The sequence below is a fragment of the Geobacter pickeringii genome (assembly GCF_000817955.1).
GTDB classification, from domain to species: domain Bacteria; phylum Desulfobacterota; class Desulfuromonadia; order Geobacterales; family Geobacteraceae; genus Geobacter; species Geobacter pickeringii.
Genome location: NZ_CP009788.1, coordinates 3,485,948 through 3,506,620 on the forward strand (window position 1 = coordinate 3,485,948; position 20,673 = coordinate 3,506,620).

Below are 20,673 nucleotides of genomic sequence, written 5' to 3' on the forward strand. Positions count from 1 at the left end.
GGACTCACTGTGAAAAAATTCAGCGCCATCGCAGCCCTGATCCTGACCACCTTCTTCTGGGGGATAACGTTCACCATCGTGAAGGATGCCGTGGCCCGGGTCGATGTCTTCGTCTTCCTTGCCCAGCGGTTCGTGGCGGCATTCGTGCTTCTGGCCGGCGTGAGTCTCGCCCGCCGCACCCCCCTCGACCTCGGCACGGTGCGCAGCGGCGTGATCCTCGGTGCCTTCCTCTTCGCCTCCTACGCGTTCCAGACCATGGCCCTGCGGTTCACCACCGCCTCCAACACCGGCTTTCTCACCGGGCTGAGCGTCGTACTCGTGCCGCTTCTCGGGTCGCTTTTCTTCCGCCACGCGATCCCGGCCACCGTCAAGACGGGGGTGGCCCTCTCGCTGCCGGGGCTCTTCCTGCTCTGCACCAACGGCGCCCTCGTCTTCAACCTCGGAGACCTCCTGGCGGCACTCTGCGCGGTCTGCATCTCGCTCCACCTGATCCTCACCGGCTCCTTCGCCCGGGATCACGACGTCTGCTGGCTCACCACCATCCAACTCGGCACCGTGGCGCTTCTGAGTCTCGGCAGCGCCACGGCGTCGGGGCATCCGGTCCTGGTCTGGCACCCGGGCATTCTCGGGGCGCTCATCATCTGCGCCCTCTTCGCCACAGTCTTCGCCTTCCTCGTCCAGACCACCATGCAGCGGGTTCTCACCCCCTCCCACACCGCGCTCATCTTCTGCCTGGAGCCGGTCTTCGCCGCGGCCTACGCCTGGTGGGCAGCCGGCGAGAGGCTCGGCACCCTCGGGCTGCTCGGGGCGCTCCTCATCCTCGGCGGCATGGTCGTTTCCGAGCTCCCCGCGTTATCCTCACGGCTGTCGCCCACCGTCAAGGGGACCGCCGATGCCTGACCCACCCAATTCTCCTCACAGGTGACAATCATGCACAAAGATGAAACGGTCCACCATTACCAGTTCGCCAGCGACAACTACGCCGGCATCTGCCCGGAAGCGCTGGAGGCCATGGCCGCCGCCAACACCGGCTTCGCCTGTTCCTACGGCGACGACCCGTGGACGGCGCGCGCCTGCACCCTGCTGCGGGATTTCTTCGAAACGGACTGCGAAGTCTTCTTCGTCTTCAACGGGACCGCGGCCAACTCCCTCGCCCTCGCCTCTCTCTGCAACTCCTACCACAGCATCGTCTGTCACGAGACTTCCCACGTGGAGACCGACGAATGCGGCGCGGTGGAGTTCTTTTCCAACGGCACCAAGGTCCTCCTCGTCCCCGGCGACAACGGCAAGGTCGACCTCGACGCCGTGGAGCACACGGTCAGGCGCCGGACCGACATCCACTACCCCAAGCCCAAGGCCCTGAGCATCGCCCAGGCCACGGAGGTCGGCACCCTCTACTCGGTGGATGAGCTGAAGGAAGTCGGGGCCCGGGCGAAGCACCTCTCCCTCAAGCTCCACGTGGACGGCGCACGCTTCGCCAATGCCGTCGCCGCCCTGGGGGTCCCCCCCAAGGAGTTGACCTGGAAGGCGGGGGTCGACGTCCTCTGCTTCGGCGGGACCAAAAACGGGATGGCCGTCGGGGAGGCGGTGATCTTCTTCAACCGCGAACTCGCCACCGAGTTCGACTACCGCTGCAAGCAGGCGGGACAGCTCGCCTCCAAGATGCGCTTCCTGGCCGCCCCCTGGATCGGCATGCTGGAAAGCGGCGCCTGGCTGACACGGGCGGCCCACGCCAACGACTGCGCGGCCCGGCTGGAGGCCGGCCTGCGGCAGGTGAACGGCGTGCGGATCATGTTTCCGCGTCAGGCCAACTCCGTCTTCGCGGAGATTCCCCCCCCCATCCTGGCAGGTCTGCGCGACCGCGGGTGGCACTTCTACACCTTCATCGGCTCCGGTGGCGCCCGGTTCATGTGTTCATGGGAGACAAGCGAAAGTGACGTGGACGCGCTGCTCACCGCCGTGAGGGAAGTGGCGGCGACCGTCGGACCTTAGGGGCAGCATGGAGCCCCATGGCGGGAAAATCTGCAGGACAACTCTTCTTTCGTTTCAAAAAAACCGGCCCGCGGCGGCAGCGCCCGGGCCGGAAATCCACCATCAACGCTGATCTGACGCCTTCCCCTGCCGCATCATCTCCTCGATCTTCGCCGGCACCTTCCCCAGCGTCCCCTTGCCGAGCTTCTTGATGATGAAAGAGCTCCCCATGATGAGCTTCATCGCCTTCATGAGGTAGTCGCGCTTGAAGTCGTCCCTGAGGGCCAGCACCTCCGGGAGCTTTTTCATGTAAAACTTCCGGTAACAGTCGACAATGGCCACATCCACTTGCAACAGGCTCATCCGCTTCGGCTCGATGATCGGGTCGATGAGGTTGTACTTCGAGTAGTCGTGGACCCGGATGTACGGCTTCACTTCGTCGTAGAGGTCGGCGTAGGGCCAGGGGGTGATGGCGAGGAAGTGGGCGTTGTCGGGGTTGTAGTACTGGGCGAGCTTCAGGGTCCGCTCGATGTTTTTCTTCGTTTCGTGGGGAAAGCCGAGGACAAAGGAGGTTTCGGTGACGATGCCGTGCTCGTGGATGAGGTCGAGGGCCAGCTTCGACTCGTCGGCGTCGATCTCCTTGCGGATGAAGTCGAGGGTCACCTGGTCGGTGGCCTCCAGGCCGAGATAGATGTGAACCACCCCCGCCTTGCGGTATTTCCAGAGGATGTCCCGGTCCCGGATGATGTCCGGCGCACGGGTCTCCATGAGGAGGTAGACCGGGATATCCTTGGCGATGACGGCGTCGAGCAGCGTCTCCCATCGCTCGCGGTCGCTGGTGGGATACTCGTCAGCGATGAGGAAGACGTTGACGCCGTAGGTGCGATAGAGCGATTCGATCTCGTCGGCCACCTTCTGCGGGTCACGGAAGCGCCACGATTTTTCCCAGAACTTCTGCTGGGAGCAGAAGATGCAGTCGTGGGAGCAGCCGCGGGAGGTGCTGATGGCGCCGAGCCGCGAGTTGGGGATGACGAAGTATTTGTAGTCGGGCCAGTCGAGGAGGTCCCACGCCGCCGGGAGATCGTCGAGGGAGTCGTGGAAGCGCCGGGACGGGGTGACGACGGTCTCGCCGTCCCGACGGAAGGCGAGGCCGGGGACACGGGCCGGGTCGGTCCCCTCCGCCAGGGCGGCGAGGAGTTCCCGGATGGTCGCCTCCCCTTCCCCCCGGACGATGAAGTCCACCGCCGCAGTGGTCCGGAGGACCTCCTCATAGCAAAAGGTGGGGTGCACCCCCCCCAGGATGGTTACCGTTGCCGGATCAACCCGTTTGGCCAGTTCCAGAGTTTTGACGGCGTCGTTGATGGTGGCGGTTATGGCGGTGGTGGCCACGACCGACGCCTTTTCCCTCCGGAACCGCGCCTCCATCTCGGGATAGCCGTGGTCCTTGGTCATGGCGTCGTAGATCGCCGGCACCCACCCCGCCTGCCGCGCCGCGCCGGCCAGGTAGACGAAGTTGAGCGGGATCCACCGCCCCGCCACCTCCACCACGCCGCAGTGGTAGGGAGGGGTCGCGAAGAGGATGGTCTTGTTTGTATCCATTGATAAAGTCATAACTGAAAAATTTGCAATATTCGCGCCTTGCTAATTTTACCCCATCCTCTCCCGGGAGAGGCGGTCGAGGGTCTCGTGGAAAAGCCCCGCGTGGCGGCGATCCCCCCCCTCGGCCCGGGAGCAGGCCCGCACCCACCCCCCTTCCCGCCGCATGACAATTTCCCGACGGGGGACGAAAAGCCGGCAGAAGAGACGGTAAAAGGCGGATGCGGCGGCGAGAAGGAGCGCTCCCCATACCAGCGGTACTCCCTGGTCCCGGATGAAATCGGCGGCAACCATCCGCTTCACGCCGGGAACGGCAAGAAGATACCCGTCGCGTTCGACGCTTCCCCCGGACGGCACCGCCAACTCGGCCACGGCGTCCCGTCCCTTCTCCACCCGTACCACAAAGTTGAAAGAGCCGTCGACGTACGGATCCCCCCCCGTCCCCTCGGCCAGCCGGAAGACGAGCCGGTAGGGGGTGCCGGGAATGGCCAGGCTGTCCTCCCGGCCGGGAGGATGAATCATGAGGATCGCATAGGTGTCGATGCCGGGACGGAAATCGGGGGCGGCAAAGCGAATGCGGGGGGCGACGCCGAGATAGCGGGGGTAGACGAAGAGCCCCCCGAGGCGGCCGGGTGGATAGAGGCCGAAGGTCCGCTCCGAGCCATCGGCGCCGGCAACACCAATGGAAAGGGTCCGGGCGAAGACGATCCCCTCCGGCCGCTCCCGCAGCGAGACTCCGGTAACCGATCCGCCGGCGGCGACGACGGGAGGGAGAGGCTCTCCCTCCACCAGGGCGTCACGGACTGTCGTGCGCGCGGCGAAACTGAGGATGATCCCCGTGAAGAGGGAAAACACCGACAGCAGAAAGAGGATCCGGGCTGGAAAGGCGCTGATCCCCCGCCGGGCGGCAAGGAGCCCGGGAGCCGTGGTAACCCGGTAGCCGGCACCCCGCAGCCACTCCTCCGCGGCAGCAAATCCATCCCCCTCCGGGAGCACCACCTCCTCGTCCACGAACCCCGCCGGCACCTCGCCCCCGTCGCCCCGCACCATCCGGTGCCAGAGGAGATGCGACCGCGCCTCCCCCACGAGCCGCGCCGCCGCGTTAAGCGGCACCAGAGCAAGGAGCGCCAGGAGGAGCGGCGTTCCCCGCACCAGCTCCATGAGTGCCATGAGTGCCTCGTCGGTGCGGAACGCCAGCACCACGTACAGGAGCGCGAACCACCCGAGAATCAGGGGGGTGAGCCGGCGGGACGCCAGGATGGCAAGGAGCGCTGCGAAACGTTTCCCCCCCACGTCACTTCCCTCCCGGCACGTTCTTCGTTCCCTGGACCGTGCTGTCCCAGGTGGAGATCATCGTGGCGGCAGTGATGCGGACCCCGCCGTCCACCACGGCGAACGGCAGCGGCACCGGATTGCACCCCCCCGCCTCCCCCACCGTTTCCAGCGGAATCAGGGTCTTGCAGTACCAGCAGATCACCGCCCCCTCGCCCTGGCCATACCCCTGGGGCTGGCAGATGGCGCAGGCGTCGAGGGTGACGGCGGTTGTCCCGTCTGGCTTCCGGAGCACGAGGAAGCGGACCTCGCTCTTTCCCTGGCGGTAGAGAAACTTGTGGAGCCTGCCGTCGTCCAGGTCGTACCCCTCCCCCTTCGCCGCAATGGCAATCTCCCCCCGGGCATCGGCGCTCACCGGCATCGGCTTGGGATCCCAGTAAGAAACCGCGGGGTGGAGGCTGCGATAGACGGCGAGGGCAAGGAGCAGCGTCGTGAAGAAGGGGAGCGCCAGCCGGCGCCGTCGCTCCCGGAGATGGCCGGCGAGGACCGTCCGCCGCTCCGCCCCCTGGCGGATGTGGGCCACGGACGGAAGCGGCTCCCGAGCCGTCCCCCCGGCGATGAGGAGCAGCGGCGCGAACCAGATGGCGAGCCCTCCCCAGAAGCCGACATCGTTGCCGAAGAGAAACCCGATCACGTTCCACGCCTCGCCGGAGAAGAAGAGGTGGTCGGGGATGAGCATCGACTCGAAGAACTGGTGGACGAAGTCGTGGGTGAACTTCATCAGCTTCATGCAGAGGGGGGCGAAGAGATCGAGCCGCGGCGAGAGCGATCCCATGAAAAGGAGGAGCGCCACGAGGGCAAGGGCGAGGGTCTCGCCGGTGAGCGGAAGCCGCTTCCCCACCCGGCTCCCCGCCCAGCCGGCCGGCGCATGGAGCAGCAGACCGGCGGCCACGACACCGGTGGCCATGGGAAGCCCACGGCTCCCCGCCGAAAGCACCGCAAGCAGACCGGCGGCAGCGCCGACGGCCCCGGCCAGGGCAGCGCGCGTCACCGAAGGGATGCCGAGGGGCGCCGGGACGAGGCTCCCGAACTCCACGCCGGCATTGCGGTAGAGGAGCAGGACCCCGGCAATGGCCGGCAGGAAAAAGAGGACGGCCACCACCCCCCGGGCAACGGCTGCCGCCCCCTCCGCCGGGAGCATCCTCCCGAGGAGAACGGCAGCTCCCCCCCCAAGGACGAATCCAGCGGCAGCGGCGAACCGGGCGGCCCGCCGGCCGTCGCCGCTGCCGCTGGAGATGAGGAACGCGGCGGCCAGCCAGGCAAGCGCGAACTGTATGATGGTGATCACGTTGGTGCTCACGGTGCCCCGCCCGACCGCTCGTCGCGCACGAGCACGCCGTCGTCCAGATGGATGGTCCGGTCGCCCCAGCGGGCCACCTCCGGGTTGTGGGTGACGAGCACCACCGTGAACCGCTCGGCCCCCCGCAGCTCCCGCAGGAGTTCCAGCACCATCCGGGTGCTGGCGTGGTCCAGGTTGCCGGTCGGTTCGTCGGCCAGGAGGATGCGCGGCGAATTGATGATCGCCCGGGCGATGCAGACCCGCTGCTGCTCGCCGCCGGAGAGCTCGCCGGGGCGGTTGCGGAGCCGCCGGCCGAGCCCCACCCGCTCCAGGGCGCCGCGGGCCTCCGCCCCGTCGGGGACGCTGTGGAAATACTGGGCCATCATCACGTTTTCCAGGGCCGTCAGGTGTGGGACCAGGTGGTGCTGCTGGAAGATGATCCCCACCGTCTCCCGCCGGAAGCGGGCGCGGCCGTTCTCGTCCAGCCCGGCCAGATCAGCGCCGCAGACCCGGAGGGTCCCCGCCGTGGCGCGGTCAAGCCCCCCGATCAGGTTCAGGAGCGTACTCTTCCCCGACCCCGAATGACCCATCACCGAAAGCCACTCCCCCTCGGGAACGGTCAGGTCCAGGGGTTTCAGGGCAACAATCTCCCCGTAGGACCGGGTAAGCTGGCTGGTTTCAACGATCATCCGTGCCTCGTTCATTTATTCTCCCCGCAGGCTCTGCACCGGATCGAGGCGAAAGACCGACACGAGCGGCCCGACGCTTCCGACCGTCACCAGGAGCAGTCCGGCCCCCACCGCCACCGGGAGGAAAACCGGTGTAATGGCGGGAGCCGTGCCGAAGGCCGTTGCCATGACGAGTGCCGCCACCCCGGTGCCGAAGAGATAGCCCGCCACCCCGCCGGCCACCCCCAGGAGCGCCCCCTCCATGACAAAGATGAGGAGGACGTCCCGCCTGCTCCCGCCGAGGGCCTTCATGAGCCCGATCTCCTTCCCCCGCTCCAGAACCGTGGTCCCCACCGTGCCGGCCACGCTCACGCCGGCGGTGGTCACCACGATTACCGCCACCAGCGCCAGGAGGAGCTGCACCTTGCGCAGGAGCTCCTCACTGGTGCGGGCCACCTGGCGCACCTCCACCACCCGGGCTCCGGGGAGCCGGGCCGCGATGCGGGCCGCCAGCCGGGAGAGGGGCTCCTGCGTGCCGTCCGCCACCAGCTGGACCCGCGAAAGGCGCCCCGGCAGCCCCAGGATCTGCTGGAGCCTCCCGAGCGGAAGGAGCAGCAGCTTGTCCTCGTCCCCCCCGCTGGAGACGATGCCGGCGACCGTCAAGGAGACGCTTCCTCCCGGTCCCGTCACCGAAACGACCGAGCCGGGGCGCCACCCCCGGGCGCGGGCCACGGCACTGCCGGCCAGGACGCCCCCCTCCCCTTCCGGCCATCTCCCCGTCACCTGCCACCACGGATAGAGCCGGTGCATCGCGCCGAACTCCACCCCCTCCGCCGGGAGCTCCCCCCTCGATTCCGGAAGGACTCCCCGCAGGTGGCGCGACGAGCCGACAACCGCCGGCTCCGGTGCAAGCGCCCGTCCCGCGGCCTCCTGATCGAGCCAGGCCGGCTCGCTCACCGTCCCGAAACCGAGGGCGCCGCTTCCGACTTCCAGCTGCGCCGTCTCGGGAAGGATCATCAGATTCGCCCCGTACCGGCGAAGCTCCTCCGCCACCCGCTCCTCCATAGTGCTGGAGACGATGCCGAGGGCGGTGACGAGCCCCGCAGCAACCCCCACCACGGCCAGCAGAAGAAGGGTCCGCCCCCGGCGCAGAAGCAGCGAGCGGATCAGGATATGGAGCAGCCAGCGGCTCTTCGTCATCGCCTTCCCCTCATCCCTTGAGACCTTGGGCCGGCTCCACCCGGAGCGCCTGCCGCAGGGGCCCCGCCGCTCCCGAAAGGGCCACGAGGAGCGCCGAGGAGAGAGCCACCGGGAAGAGCCAGGCGGGCGACACCACCCCGGCGGCAAAGACCTGCCGGCTCACGAACGACGCCAGGGCGCCGCCGGCGAAGAACCCGGCAAAGCCCCCCACGGTTCCGAGGAGGGCGGTCTCCCCCAGGAAGAGGAGCGCCACCTGCCGCCGGTCGGCCCCCATGGCCTTCATGAGGGCGATCTCGCTCCGCCGCTCCGCCATGGCGGCGGTCAGGGCGCTGGAGACCGCCACGGCGGCCCCTCCCAGGGCCAGCATCGTCAGCAGCACCATGGTGGCGCCGAGCCGGCGCAGAAGCGTCCCCTCCGCCCCGGCGATCTGCCAGACCGGCGTGGCCCGGCTCCCCAGCATCGCCTCCTCGACGTTCTTCGCCACCGAGGTGACGTAGGCGGTGCAGTACCACTTCTCGTAATCGCGCCGGCTCATGGTGGCCGGGTCCCGGCGGCCAAAGTCATCCATCGGCACGGTAAGGGCGCTCACCAGCACCCGCGACACCTTTCCCGGCGCGGCGAGGAGCTCCTGGACGGAGGCAAGGGGGGCAAAGAGCTGCTCCTCCTCATACCCCCCCGTCGTCACGACCCCCACCACCCGGAAGCGGGCCGTCTTCCCCTGCCGGGTGGCGGTCACCTCGCCACCGACCCCCGTCTTGAGCCGCCGCGCCAGGGCTGCTCCGATCACCGCCTCGTCGGGGGACTGGGGATAGCGCCCCGTCACCTGCCACCACGGCGCGATGGCCCGGACCCCCTGGGTGGTCGGCATCTCGCCGGGGATCTCCAGCCGCTTGGCAAACCAGGTGCCGGTCACCACCCCCCGGCCGGTGCCGCCGGGGGCGCCGAATTCGGCGATGCCGTGGAGAAACGGCGCAAAGCCGGTGATGTTGTACTTCCAGAAGACGCTCTTGATCTTGGGCAGGTCGTCCTCCCGCAGGTACCCCGTCCCGGCGAGGCCGGCGGCAGTAGGCTCCACGAGAATGTTGGCCCCGTACTTCCGGAGCTCCAGGGCCATCTTGTGGGACAGCTCGCCGGAGAGCCCCAGGAAGGCGGTGGCCACCGACGCTCCGAGCACGATGGAGACAAGGGTCAGCACCATCGCCTTGGGACGGCGCAGCAGCGAGCTTTTCAGGAGGCGGAGGAACATCGTGCGACCTTCCGCTGCAGCTTCCGCCACCCCCAAACCCCGCCTGCCACCAGGATCACCATGAGGATGTGCTTTACGATGAGGGCCGGTACCTGCCCTTTGCCGGCGGCATTGGCCCATTCAAAGCGGGTGTAGAAGATGGTGCGGGGGATGCCGCCGAGGACGATCCAGGCCAGGGCGAACCGGGCGAGGCGAACCATCCGCCGGTAGGTCTTGAGGAAGAACTCCGTGGCGCCGGGCCCCGTGCAGCTCTCCTCCACCCGGTAGACGGCGTACAGCACGAAGGCGCTGGCGGCAAGAAGCGCCGTGGCCACATCGTGGAAGTAGTTATTCATCATGATGGCGATGCCGAGGGTCGGAGTTATTTCCATAGGTAGTGATCCTCTGAAGATCAATCATTCAAGTTATCGATATAGTCGACCTTCCACCGTCCCTTTTCTTTTTTCAGGTGGTAGCGCAAGTGATAAGACTCGGTTTTCTTCTCCTTGGTCACACCCCCCCCCCTGCGGTCTTCCCACCAGAAGGTCCACTGCTCGCGCGTCTCGACCGTGTCGCCGCCACCACCGGTGATGCTGAACGAATCGATAGTGGTCTTCATTACATTGTCGGTGGTCTTCAGTGCCAGCACCACGGGATAGACTTTCTTCAATTCCTTTTGGGTAGCCACATGGGCCAAGGGGGCGAGGTCCTGGCTCACGTAGACCGCCTGAATGACACTGCAGTAATTCTGGACGGCGGCGATACGCTCCGTGGATGGGCTGCAACCGGCCAGCAGGAGTACCCCTGAGACAAAGAACCACTTGAATCTTCTGAAAAAAGTCACCGCGAAAACACCTCCGTATGGATGCTGGAGCCATGGCCGTAACCGAAAAATAGGAAGACGACGCCGACAAATGACCAGACCGCCAGCCAGGCACCGCGCCGGCCGCTCCACCCGAGGGTTATCCGCAGATGCAGGTTGAGCCCGTAGATCAGCCAGGTGATAAGCGACCAGGTCTCCACCGGGTCCCACCCCCAGTATCTTCCCCAAAGCCCGTAGGCCCAGATGGCGCCGCTGCCGATCATGACGGCATGGGAGAGAAAGCCGAAGAGGATGAGGCGCATGATCAGTTCATCCAGCAGGTCGGGCTCCGGGAGGCGCTCGGCCGCTTCGTGCGGAAGGCGTTCCCGCAGCAGGTCGAGAGCACCGGCGGCGAAGGCCGAAACGTAAGAGCCAAAGGCAAACCACGCGAAAACGACATGCACAAAGAGCCAGTTGCTCCGAAAGGCTGGTTCCAGCGGCTGAAGCTCTGCCCCCACCTGAAGCCCGTTCCCCAGGATGAGGAGCGCCAGGGGAACCACCCCCACGGCAAACGGGCGCGCCTGGGGGAGCAGGCGCTGCACGACCAGGTAGATAACCATCATGATCCAGCCGCCGGAGAGGGAATTCTCGTAGGTGTGCATGACCGGAATGTGGCCGGTGGCGCGCCAGCGGGCGGCGATGGCGAGGGTATGAAAGAGGAGCCCCACCCACGAGGCGTGGAACCCCCAAGCCTGCCCCCGCTCCTTGTGGAACGCCACCAGGTACAGCCATCCCAGGAACGAGACGCAGTAGGCCCCGATAGCCAGCAGCAAGAAGACACCTTCAAGTCGATTCATGATCTTTCCTTATGGTTGCTACCAGATTGGCCACTTCCCTTTTCAGGAAGGCCGGGTAATAGCGGCTCTGCCCGCGGACGCGGCAGAGTGTCCCCTGTCCGGATGTCTCAAAGGTGGCGGTGACGCAGCGATCATTTCCCAGGAGGCGGAGCGCGAGCCCCGCCACCACCACACCAAAGCCGGCCATCAACAGACCGAGGCCGCTGCTTTTACCGATGGCTAGCCCTGCCCAGTGTCTGAAGCCGGGAAAGGCCACCTCTCCTCCCGGAAAGCGCCCCTGCTCCCCTGGCGCCAGGATCCCCTTGCCAACAAGGGCGCCGCCGCGATCCGTGATCCGGTAGAGAAGGCGGGGGGTCCGTTCATCCAGTGAGCGGCTACCGACGCGGTTGCCCTCGCGGAAGAAATCGGGGAAGAACAGCACGAAAAGCCGCAGACCTCCCGGCAGGTCAAACCAGTCCCCCTCTTCGGGATGGCGCAGGTTGAGCTGGTAGTCGAATGGTGCGGCCAGTCCTGAGATGATCAGCCGCGGAGAGACCCCGAACTCCTGGAGGCTGAACTGGAATCCGGCGTGGGACACTGGACGGCTTACCGCAATGGCACTGCCTGAATCTCCCGGGCCTCCGAAGTGAAGCGTTCCGGTAAAGGCGAGCCAGTATTTCCCTTGGCTGTAACGGGCGGTGAGGTTACGAACCGTGATGGTGTCATCGGGAAGTGCCTCCGCACTCCCCTGCTCCACCGTTACAGTCTGCCGTATCGGGACGGGAATCTCTTCGGGCAGGATCAGGGAACCGGAAAACGCGGTCAAGGCCGTTACCGGCACGGCTATGAAGCAGAGAAGCAGCCCTCCGTGAAACATGACCGACCCCCAGAAACTTCCGGCCATTCCCCGTTCGGCAACGACCGTCCCAAGGTCGCCGTTCACCTGCCACCCCAGCTGCCGCAGGTCGGTAGCAAAACGCCCTGCCGCTTCCGACGGCGATTGGGACGTTTCGACTTCCAGCTCCCAGGAGAATCCCTTCTCTGCGTCGAAATCAGTCTTGTGCGTCCGCAGCCAGCGCAACACCCGCTGCATTGTGCAGATAGAAGTGGAGATGAAGAGGAAGAGCCACAGGGCCAGAAAGAAGGGGGTTCGGACCAGATGAGGAGTATCGTAGCGTTCAGCAGTCCAGGCAACAAGACCCTGCCAGAAGCCTCTGCCGGTTGGTTCCGCGGCACCACCCCCCTGCGGAGCGGGAAGAAACGTGGAGAGGGCCAGCAGGAAAGCCGGGACTGCCAGAAGCCACACTGCGGTACGGCGTGAGCCGATGAAGATTATCAGGCGATCGAACATTTTAGAAGGTGAAGGGGCATCCCTCCGCCTGACCCAAAGGCGGGAGCGCAAACGCCGAGTAGAGCAGGAGAGACTCTCTCACTCGTCCATCATGAGCTCCGTTTTCACGTGCAAGCCCGGAACAATTCACCATTTTGCGGGATACGGCCCAGGAAAGCAACCTTTTTCCCAGCTTTCGGGAGGCTTCCCCATTCCGGCGGGAAGCCTCCCCGGTAGGCCGTCAGTAGTCGTACGTGGCATATCTGGTTGTTGTGTAGGTCTTTCCTGTGGGGGCGGGATGCTTGTTGCAGTAGCTCACGGTTGTGATGCCGGACTGGGTGTAACAAGCTCCGTTAAGGCTCGAAGTTGTAGGCCGCTGGAATCCGAGCGTCCAGGTGGCGCCATTCAGGAAACGGGTGGATTGGGGGACGGCATCTCCATAGGGGCCGTTGGTCAGGTTGGAACCATGGATCCCCCCCATCTGGTCGCCGCCGTGGCAGTGCCGGCAGTACTGCGGCCAGTTGGTCGGCATGCTCCCACCGCTGCCGGTGAAAGCAAGGGTCATGTCGGTTGCAATATGGTTACCGTCCTGTCCCCACATAATTCCGTGGGGAAGCCGGGACTGGGCATCGTTGGTTACTGTCAGGGTTTTTGCCGTTGCAACGGCCACCGTTCCGTAGACGTCGGCGCGATGGCAGTTGAAGCAGAAATAGCGTTTCTCGGCATTGCGTGCCCCACCCCAGACCGAGGAGTAGCTCACCTGGGTGACCGAGCCGCTATTATACCACTGGAACTTGAGGTTGACGTCGGCATCCTTGATCAGCCACTGATTGACCGAGGAGTGGGGGCCCACCGGGTCGGTCTTGCTCGATCCGTGGCAGTCGGTGCAACGGAGGACCGACCAGGGGCCATAGGGTGGAACAAAGGCATTCCCCAGTCCCGCGGTGATGTTGGCCGTTTGGCTGCTGATGCCGCTGAGTCCAGTGTCCCAGGTAACGAAGGGCCAGGTTCCGCCGGTCTCTCTCCGCACATAGAAATGGGTTGTGTCCACGATCTGGATGATCTCGACCCACCCCGTGGTGGTGGTGGCAGCATGGGCCGTCCCGGAACCCGGAAGCGTGCCGATGTGCATGAACCAGCCGGGAACTGCAGTGTTGGGGAGCGTGGCACCCGAAAGGGTGGCGTACCCGTTACGCCCCGCACCGTCGGAGCCCACGCTCACAGTGCCGGTTACCATGGGCCAGGAAGCGTTATAGACGCTCGTCAGCGTGGTGCTGCCGTAGTTGGCCCGGATCGGCTGATTTTTCCCCCGGGCAAAAACAGCGTGGTGCGCCACGTTGTACGGGTTGAATTCCGTTGCCGTATCGGTCTCGGTGACCGGGCGATACTTGCTTGTGGAGTAGATCATCTGCGAAGCGGCTGCCGGGAATGACGTCTTGTAGGCATAGTAGCCGTGGCATTTGAGGCAGAGGTCCTTCTGGCCGATCCCCAGCTGTCCGTTTTTGTTGGAGGTGTATCCGCCGAATGCCCCGCTCCGGTCCGCAGAGTTTTCGAACTTGGTGTAGGTAAGGGAACTGCCGGCGGCAAGGCTCCCCAGGGTCGGGGCGCTGAATCCACTCACCCTGACCCCCCAGACACCGGTCGATCCGCCGCCCGCCCGGCCACTGTCGGGACCGCCGGCGAGATATTTGCTTTCGGTGAGCACCTCGAAGGTGTCCCCAGCCGTTCCGGGCGCCGTCGTGAACGGAAGAGAGACGGTAAAGGTACCGGTGGCCGCCGTGTAGGAGGTCACGTAGCGAATCTGCTCCAGCCCCGACGTCGAGCGCACCCTGATAAGATAGTCTTTCCACTGGTTGTTGGGCCAGCGGGGGTTGACACCATCGGCCGCCGCCACGACGGTGGTAGTGGTCCCCCCGGTGACGGCACCCTCGGGCTTGTCTTGGGCCGCATGGCTGTTGTGGCAGTCGGCGCAGGCCACATGCCGCTTGCCCGCTGACGATCCGATGTAGTAAGCCTCGCCGGGGTTGATGGTCACGGCGGAGGCAAGAGTCAGGGTGTTGGCCCCATTGGCCGTGATCAGCCTCGTAACCCCGAGGTTCGGGAAATACGCCGTCATGTTGACGAAGACGTTGGCATTCCACAGCCTCTTTGCATCGTTGATCGTTGTGACGGAGCCCTGGGTGGCCTGGAGCGTATCACTGCCGGTATCGCCGGTGTTCCACCCTGGGGCGGGGGATATTCGCTCGCTGCTGGCATGCCTGCCAAAATCATCGATGGGGTGGGTGGCCGGCCTGAAGATCGTATAATTGGTGCCGGCGGCGATGGTCGGCTCGGTATACCTGATAATCGGCGTCAGCGTCACATACCCCGTTGCGTCGTTGGACTGGATGATCCGAGTCTGTCCCGCCAGCGCCCCCGATTCGTACCGCAGAGAGTAACCGGCCCATTTGTTGACCGTCCATACGCCGCTTTTGGACGAATCGGTGAAGCTTCCCGCCCCGCCGGTGGTAACGGAGCCGGTGTCGCCGATGAAAAGGTTCTTGATCCCCTCCAAGTTCGACTTCATCGGCTGCTGCCCGTACCAGTCCAAGCCGGCGGTTCCGGACGGCTTGTTCTGTCCGGCCTTGCTGTGGCAGGCAAAGCAGACATTTTCGGTCTGCTGGGGATTTTTCACGATGTCGAATGACGACGTGCCATCCGGAATGGTCGTCCAGGTTCCGGAGATTGTGGCGACGCTGGTGGTATTAGTGGTGATGATTTTACGCTGTCCAGCACCGGTTCCGCCGGTGATGACTATGGCAAAATTCTTCCACTGGTCGGTCGTCCAGGGGGTCCCGGACACCGTGAGCGTGCTGGCGGCGCCGGAGGCGGCGGTCCCCTGGTAGAAGCTGTTGCTCAAGACCGAATACATGTTGTTCTGCGTCGACATGTGATTGCCGAACTTGTAGCGTCCCGCCACGGAACCGTTCTGGCCGTTCATCCCGCTCTTGTTCCCCTCGCCGGTGCCACCGTTCTTGCCGATGGTGTCGTTGTGGCACTTGTTGCAGGTGGCATTGAAGGAGCTGCTGTCCTTGAACGTCTGGGAAAGGACGGCATAGCCGTGGGTCGACGTTTTGACGAGGGTGGTGGCATTCTGGAACGAGAGCCCCTGGAAGGGGATCTGCATCGACTGAGTCTCGCCGTTGGGACCGGCCACATACTTGGTGCTCAGGCTGTAGTGGCAGCTGACGCAGAGGGTGATGTCGGTGTTGGTGCGGGAGGACTTGGGATTGGTGGCGGTCGAGATATTGGCGTAGACCCGCAGGTTCGCGGCCCGGTTGGAGACCTTGAACTTGTCGTGGTCCACATGGCACATGAGGCAGCGCCGGCTGGTCACGTTGGTGCTGTTGCCGTTCGGCAGCAGGATGGAATAGGCTGCCGTGTCGTTGTCCATGTAATGCTTGTAGTTGATGCCGGCGGTGCCGTTGTGCATGGAGTAGGCCGTGCTGGCAGAATTGTAGAGATCGCTGTGGCACTGGCCGCAACTGACCCCGCCGGGGGATTCGCCCGGCTTGAACGCCTGGTTGTGCTGGTGGCATAGGGTGCAGTCGGCGTTGTTGTTGTGGATGGTCCCGCCGGTGTTATTGGTGGTGTTGTAGTTGTGGTACTTGTTTTTCGAGTGGCAGACCTCGCAGACATGCTTGGAGGTGGTATGCCCGCCGGCGTCGTTGCCGAACGACGTCATGGAGTTGAAGACCACCGCGCCGCCGGGGAAACTGCCGGACGGGGCGGTGATGGTGCTTTTGATCCGCTTGATATTGGAAGTATTCATGGTGTGGCAGGTGGTGCAGGTGAACTGCCCGTACTGCCCTCCCGTGATCCCCCAGCCGGCCGCCCACTTCGTCGAGCCGGTATTGACGCTGTTGTGAATCTGCGTGGCGGACGCCGAGACCCCGGTCAGAATACACACCATCAAGAGAGCGAGTCGTTTGATCATTGCCGTTTTATCTCCGTAAGGGGCGCGTAGGTGCAATCCCTCGTATCGTCCATTATCTCCACTGACTACATGTCCGTATGGCAGCTCGCACAGGTGGTGACGCCACCGGTGTCCGTCCACTTTACACTCTGGCCGTTATGACATGCAACGTTAGAGCAGGTCTTCGTGCCGCTGTTCCACATGGTAGTCGTGTTAAGCGCATTCTGGGCAAGGTCGTCCGCGCCGGAGACCTTATAGCCCGTCTGCCGCGTCCAGACGGTGTTGTAGGGTGCACCGTTGACAGCGCCGGACCGTACCTGCGCTTTCGACAGGACTGCCACCGCCGAGAAGGCGACATTAACCTGCCCGCTGACGTGGTTCGCCTTGTTGGCGATGGCGGCGTTGTTGCCGACGAGGGCACCGATGGTGTTGCCGCTGTAGTGGCAGGTTTTGCAGACGACGTTGGAATCGTTGCGCGGGCTGGTGACGGTCAGGTTATGGCAGATATTGCAGTTGATCGTGGTGGAGTAGCTGCTGTTGCCATGGCTGTTGGAAGCGCCGGTCCCTGCCGTCATCTCGCCGGCGGCACCGTTGAAGATATCGCTGTAGTGAATGCCGACGAAGTGGCCGTAGGCGACTCCGGTTCCGAGGAAGTTGGTGTTGTAGTGGGCCGGCGAGCCGGCGATGGTGCTGTTGGGGGAGTTGCCGTGGCAGCTGGCGCACCGGTCGGTGAAGCTCCCGCCGTACCAGTTGGGGGTCGAGGCGTACACCATGTTGCTCGCATAGCCGTTGCTGTGGCAATAGACGCCGGCGCAGACGACGCTGCTCCCGCTGGTGCCGGAGGTTCCGCCGTTTGCCGTCCCGACGGGGCCGAAGGCGGTAATCGTTGCGCTGTTCTTCGCTTTCAGCGTGCTGATGCCGGTGGTCGTCGGCCGGAAGTCGAGAACTATGGTGCCGCTCGTGTGGTTGCTGTTTGTCAGAGGATGGCAGTTGGAGCAGCCGAAGTAGTATTTACCGGTTGTATCGTCGCCCGATGACCGGTTGGCGGTGAAGGTGTAGAAGACCGGCGTCTTGGTCAGGTCGAGGTGCTTGGCGTGGGCGCCGCCCAAGCTGGCGATGGGGTGGCAGAAGCCGCAGTTGTCGCTCTGGCCCCACTGGGGCGACTGGTAGGTGCCCCGGCCGTTGGAGTGGCAGGTGACGTTGGTGCAGGTTGCCGTGCCGGAGGTCCAGGTGGCGCTGACGCCGGCCCTGGTGGAGTTGAAGGCCACGTTCGGTGCCCCCGACATGTGCAGGGTCGAGTAGTTGCGCATCCTGTTCGCCGTGGAGGCGGCCACGGTCTTGCGATGGCAGACGTAGCAGCCGGTAGAGTCGGCGATGCCGAGCATCGCGACGTGCTTCGCGTGGTTGTTGGCGGTGGTGGAACCGATACCGCCGTTGGCGTAGTCGGGGGCGCCGGTGTTCGGGTTGCTCCGGCCGTGACAGCCGTTGCACCCCAGGGTGGCGTTCCCCGTCCAGAGCTTGCTGCTGGTCATGGAGACAAAGACCAGGGCGCCGGGGTTGCCGTTACTGTGGCAGTAGATGTTCGTGCACTGTTTGGCGGTGGTGTCGTAGTGGGAGGGTCCGTAGGCCATGGCCCCCGAATAGTCCTTGAACTTGTTGACGTGGTTCGTCCTGGTGCCGATGGTGGTGTCGTTGCTGACCGTCTTCGCATGGCACTGGACACAGCCGAGGCCGTTGCCGGTGCCGAGGGAGACGTTGAGAGACGGGTCGATGTGGTTGCGGTGCTTGCCGGTGGCGATGACCGAACCGCTGGCCGCGTTGCCGCCGTGGCACCCGGTGCAGGTGAGGCTCCCCCCCCAGGTGGCGGTGGTGTTGCTCGTGTAGGGGGCGAAGCTCCGGTTGCCGTTGCTGTGGCAGTAGAGCCCGCGACAGCTGCCGTTGCGGGGTGGGCTCTGGCTCGGAAGATAGTTGGGATAGCTGACGGTGCCGCCGTAGGCCCCGGCGCCGCCGTTGGGGGCCGTCGTGAACTGGACCAGCAACCCCCGCTTGCCGGCACTGGTGGCGTGGGCGAAGGGGGTCGCCTCCGCGGTGTGGTCGGGGTGGCACTTGATGCAGGAGCTGGTGGTAAGGCCGTAGTAGTCGCCGTGCTTCTTGCCGGCGCCGGATGCCGCCGGGTGGCCTCCGTCGGCCGGGGCGGCGCCGTGGCATTTGTTGCAGTCGGCCGGTGCCGCAAAGGGGGTGGTGCTCCAGGCGGGGGTGGCGCTCTCGAAGTGGCAGTTGACGCTGGAGCAGGTTCCCAGGGTCGGCGTGGCGCTCTGGGCGAAGGAGGTCCCCTTGCTGTAGACCCCCTTGGCCGGGGACCCCTTGATGTTGCTCGTCAGGTTGATGAAGCCGTTGCGGTGGCTCGTGGTGTAGGTCGAGACCCGGCCGCCGTGGCAGGGGGTGCAGGTCGTGGGGGTAGCCCCCGTCGCCATGTGGGTGCGGTGGCTGCCGAGGAAGCCGCCGGTCGTCAGGTTGCGGTAGGTGGCGTCCACCGGGCGGTAGTCCGAGGTGGCGGCCGTGCCGTGGCACTGGTAGCACTGGATCGCCTGGGCCGACATCGGGGCAAGGCACGCCAGCACCGCAAGGGCGAGAACTGAGATAATCCGTGCCCTGCCGAACGCATCACATTTCAACTCTTTCCCCATGACACCCTCTCAGCTGATACCGATTGAACTGCAACAACGCATCATCTACAATTTTTTGTAAAATTTCCGCCCATGCAACCGTCGTATCACCCGGAAACCCGCGGGGCCCACTCCGCTATTCAACCGACAGCAACGCCATTTGGCGCACTTACGACATGACCGTCAATGCAGCGTTTTAATTAGTAAATACTAAAAAATTTCAGCATTTCCGTATACAGCAGACGTGTAACTACTGCTAAAATAAATTTAATTAAACGAGTTGACCGACTTTTTTCTTTTTTCTTCAATGTGCACAAAGGACGCCACTTACAAATTCGGCGACGGTACCGGCACGTCAAATGGCCGCAAGTTTAATTAATTTTCATGGCAATTTTTTTACCACCAGAATCCGTCACCCGACAGAATGGGATGACGGGCCGATCGAAATACGGAAACTGTTTTCAAAATCAACAAAACAGCAGCATCGCGCGAAGGAAGCACGGCTTGATCTTGCGAAGGAACGCGATAACGTTTGAGAAACGCTTCATGGTGACGATGAGGGGACTGTCATCGATGAAAGAGAAAACGGCTTGGTACAACGTCGACCACTGGCGAGGACATCGGCATCTCGTTGCCGTCGTCATCGTTCTGGCCGCGGTGCTGGTGCGGATGGAATTCCTGCCGTCCCTCGGCCTGCGCGCTCCCTATATAACCTTCTATCCTGCGGTGATCGTGGCCGCACTCCTGGGAGGGCTCGTTTCCGGCCTTCTGGCAACGGCCCTTTCCGCCATGGCGGTGGCCCTGCTCCTGCTGGAGCCGATGGGGCGGTTCCGCGTCGGCGACCCGACCGATCTGCAGATCATGGGGATCTTCGTTGCAAGCGGGGTGATGGTTTCCTGGATCTCCGAAACCATGCACCATGCCCAGACACGGGTGATCACCGCAAAGGCCGAGTTGCGGCTTGCGGTCGAGCGGGAGCAGGCGGCGGCAAAACTCCAGGAAACGCAGCGGCTGCTGAATTCTCTCGTCGAGGGGACACTCGACGCCATCTACCTCAAGGACCGGCGGGGATGCTACCTCCTCTTCAACTCGGCGGCGGAACGGATCACCGGCAAACGCGCCGAGGAGGTGATGGGGATGGACGACACGGCCATTTTCTCTCCGGCGAGGCAAAGATGGTGATGGAGGGAGATCGCGCCGTCATGGCTTTCGGGAGGGTGATGACCTACGAGGAAGTCCTCACCGATGCCGCCGGGAGGGTCCGGACGTTCCTCTCGTCAAAGGGGCCGCTGCTGAATGGTGGGGGCAATGTTTCCGGCCTCTTTGGCATTGCACGGGACATCACCGAGCGCAAGCAGGGAGAGGAGGCGCTGCGGGCCGACGCCGACAGCTTCGAGCGGGCCGACGGCTCGGTGCAGTGGGAGCGGTGGGAGCTTCGGCCGTGGCACGACGCATCGGGAACGGTGGGGGGAATCGTCATCTTTTCCGAAGACGTAACGGAGCGCAAGGAGACGGAGGAGCGCATCCACAGGCTCAACGAGGAGCTGGAACTGCGGGTCCAGGAGCGGACCGCCCAGCTAGCGGCTTCCAACAGAGAGCTCGAGTCGTTCAGCTACTCGGTCTCCCACGACCTTCTCGCCCCCCTCAGGCACATGGCGGGCTACAGCAGGTTTCTGCTGGAGGGTTACCGCGACCGGCTGGACTACGAGGGGAACTCCTATCTCCAGCGGATCATGGCGGCGTGCACCAAGATGGGAAGCCTCATCGACTCGCTGCTGCAGCTTTCCCATATCAGCAGGACCGACCTGAGGAC

Annotated in this window: 15 protein-coding genes and 1 pseudogene; 4 read left to right on the forward strand and 12 right to left on the reverse strand. The window is 64.5% G+C overall.

Annotated elements, in window-relative coordinates; translation table 11 throughout:
• The first annotated feature begins 9 nt into the window (after positions 1 to 9).
• Together GPICK_RS15875 and GPICK_RS15880 are read left to right on the forward strand one after the other, a co-directional pair.
• Complete coding sequence (locus GPICK_RS15875) at positions 10 to 900, forward strand: DMT family transporter (protein ID WP_039744853.1); 891 nt, start codon at positions 10 to 12, stop codon at positions 898 to 900.
• Between the two features lie 30 nt (positions 901 to 930).
• Positions 931 to 1,992: a threonine aldolase family protein gene (locus tag GPICK_RS15880; RefSeq protein ID WP_039744855.1), complete on the forward strand. Its 1,062-nt coding sequence runs from the start codon at positions 931 to 933 to the stop codon at positions 1,990 to 1,992.
• Between the two features lie 102 nt (positions 1,993 to 2,094).
• On the opposite strand, the gene GPICK_RS15885 is transcribed toward GPICK_RS15880, so the two are convergent.
• The 12 genes from GPICK_RS15885 to GPICK_RS15940 all read right to left on the reverse strand — a co-directional run bounded on the left by GPICK_RS15885 (position 2,095) and on the right by GPICK_RS15940 (position 18,881).
• The gene (locus tag GPICK_RS15885) at positions 2,095 to 3,570 is read right to left on the reverse strand and encodes a B12-binding domain-containing radical SAM protein (protein WP_039744856.1); all 1,476 of its coding nucleotides are present in this window, start codon (positions 3,568 to 3,570) and stop codon (positions 2,095 to 2,097) included.
• 48 nt (positions 3,571 to 3,618) lie between these two features.
• Entirely contained in the window at positions 3,619 to 4,860 is a 1,242-nt protein-coding gene (locus GPICK_RS15890; protein ID WP_052263464.1) for a hypothetical protein, read from the reverse strand.
• A gap of 1 nt (position 4,861) precedes the next feature.
• Positions 4,862 to 6,199 (reverse strand): DUF2318 domain-containing protein, encoded by a 1,338-nt coding sequence (locus GPICK_RS15895; RefSeq protein ID WP_052263465.1) that lies wholly within the window; start codon positions 6,197 to 6,199, stop codon positions 4,862 to 4,864.
• Positions 6,196 to 6,882 carry an ABC transporter ATP-binding protein gene (locus GPICK_RS15900; RefSeq protein ID WP_039744858.1) on the reverse strand — a complete coding sequence of 229 codons (687 nt, stop codon included), beginning with the start codon at positions 6,880 to 6,882 and terminating at the stop codon, positions 6,196 to 6,198. The genes GPICK_RS15895 and GPICK_RS15900 overlap by 4 nt, the downstream gene beginning before the upstream one ends.
• Entirely contained in the window at positions 6,883 to 8,046 is a 1,164-nt protein-coding gene (locus GPICK_RS15905; RefSeq protein WP_039744860.1) for an ABC transporter permease, read from the reverse strand.
• Between the two features lie 10 nt (positions 8,047 to 8,056).
• On the reverse strand, positions 8,057 to 9,292 hold the full coding sequence (locus tag GPICK_RS15910; protein WP_039744861.1) for an ABC transporter permease: 1,236 nt from the start codon (positions 9,290 to 9,292) through the stop codon (positions 8,057 to 8,059).
• Positions 9,274 to 9,663, reverse strand: a complete 390-nt coding sequence (locus GPICK_RS15915; RefSeq protein WP_039744862.1) for a hypothetical protein — start codon at positions 9,661 to 9,663, stop codon at positions 9,274 to 9,276. The genes GPICK_RS15910 and GPICK_RS15915 overlap by 19 nt, the downstream gene beginning before the upstream one ends.
• A gap of 20 nt (positions 9,664 to 9,683) precedes the next feature.
• Complete coding sequence (locus GPICK_RS15920; RefSeq protein ID WP_039744863.1) at positions 9,684 to 10,115, reverse strand: hypothetical protein; 432 nt, start codon at positions 10,113 to 10,115, stop codon at positions 9,684 to 9,686.
• Entirely contained in the window at positions 10,112 to 10,930 is an 819-nt protein-coding gene (gene ccsA, locus GPICK_RS15925; RefSeq protein WP_039744865.1) for a cytochrome c biogenesis protein CcsA, read from the reverse strand. The genes GPICK_RS15920 and ccsA overlap by 4 nt, the downstream gene beginning before the upstream one ends.
• A complete protein-coding gene (locus GPICK_RS15930; protein ID WP_039744867.1) occupies positions 10,917 to 12,260 on the reverse strand; it encodes a cytochrome c biogenesis protein ResB in 1,344 nt (447 codons plus the stop codon). Before GPICK_RS15930 ends, ccsA begins: the two co-directional genes overlap by 14 nt.
• A 220-nt stretch (positions 12,261 to 12,480) precedes the next feature.
• Positions 12,481 to 16,191 carry a hypothetical protein gene (locus GPICK_RS15935; protein WP_236685594.1) on the reverse strand — a complete coding sequence of 1,237 codons (3,711 nt, stop codon included), beginning with the start codon at positions 16,189 to 16,191 and terminating at the stop codon, positions 12,481 to 12,483.
• Between the two features lie 89 nt (positions 16,192 to 16,280).
• Positions 16,281 to 18,881: a CxxxxCH/CxxCH domain c-type cytochrome gene (locus tag GPICK_RS15940; protein ID WP_052263467.1), complete on the reverse strand. Its 2,601-nt coding sequence runs from the start codon at positions 18,879 to 18,881 to the stop codon at positions 16,281 to 16,283.
• A gap of 552 nt (positions 18,882 to 19,433) precedes the next feature.
• On the opposite strand from GPICK_RS15940, the gene GPICK_RS18050 reads away from it, so the two are divergent.
• Both GPICK_RS18050 and GPICK_RS18125 read left to right on the forward strand, forming a co-directional pair.
• Complete coding sequence (locus GPICK_RS18050; RefSeq protein ID WP_039744869.1) at positions 19,434 to 20,042, forward strand: DUF4118 domain-containing protein; 609 nt, start codon at positions 19,434 to 19,436, stop codon at positions 20,040 to 20,042.
• Between the two features lie 20 nt (positions 20,043 to 20,062).
• Positions 20,063 to 20,593 (forward strand): annotated as a pseudogene (locus GPICK_RS18125) (PAS domain S-box protein); the annotation flags it as partial.
• Positions 20,594 to 20,673 lie beyond the last annotated feature (80 nt).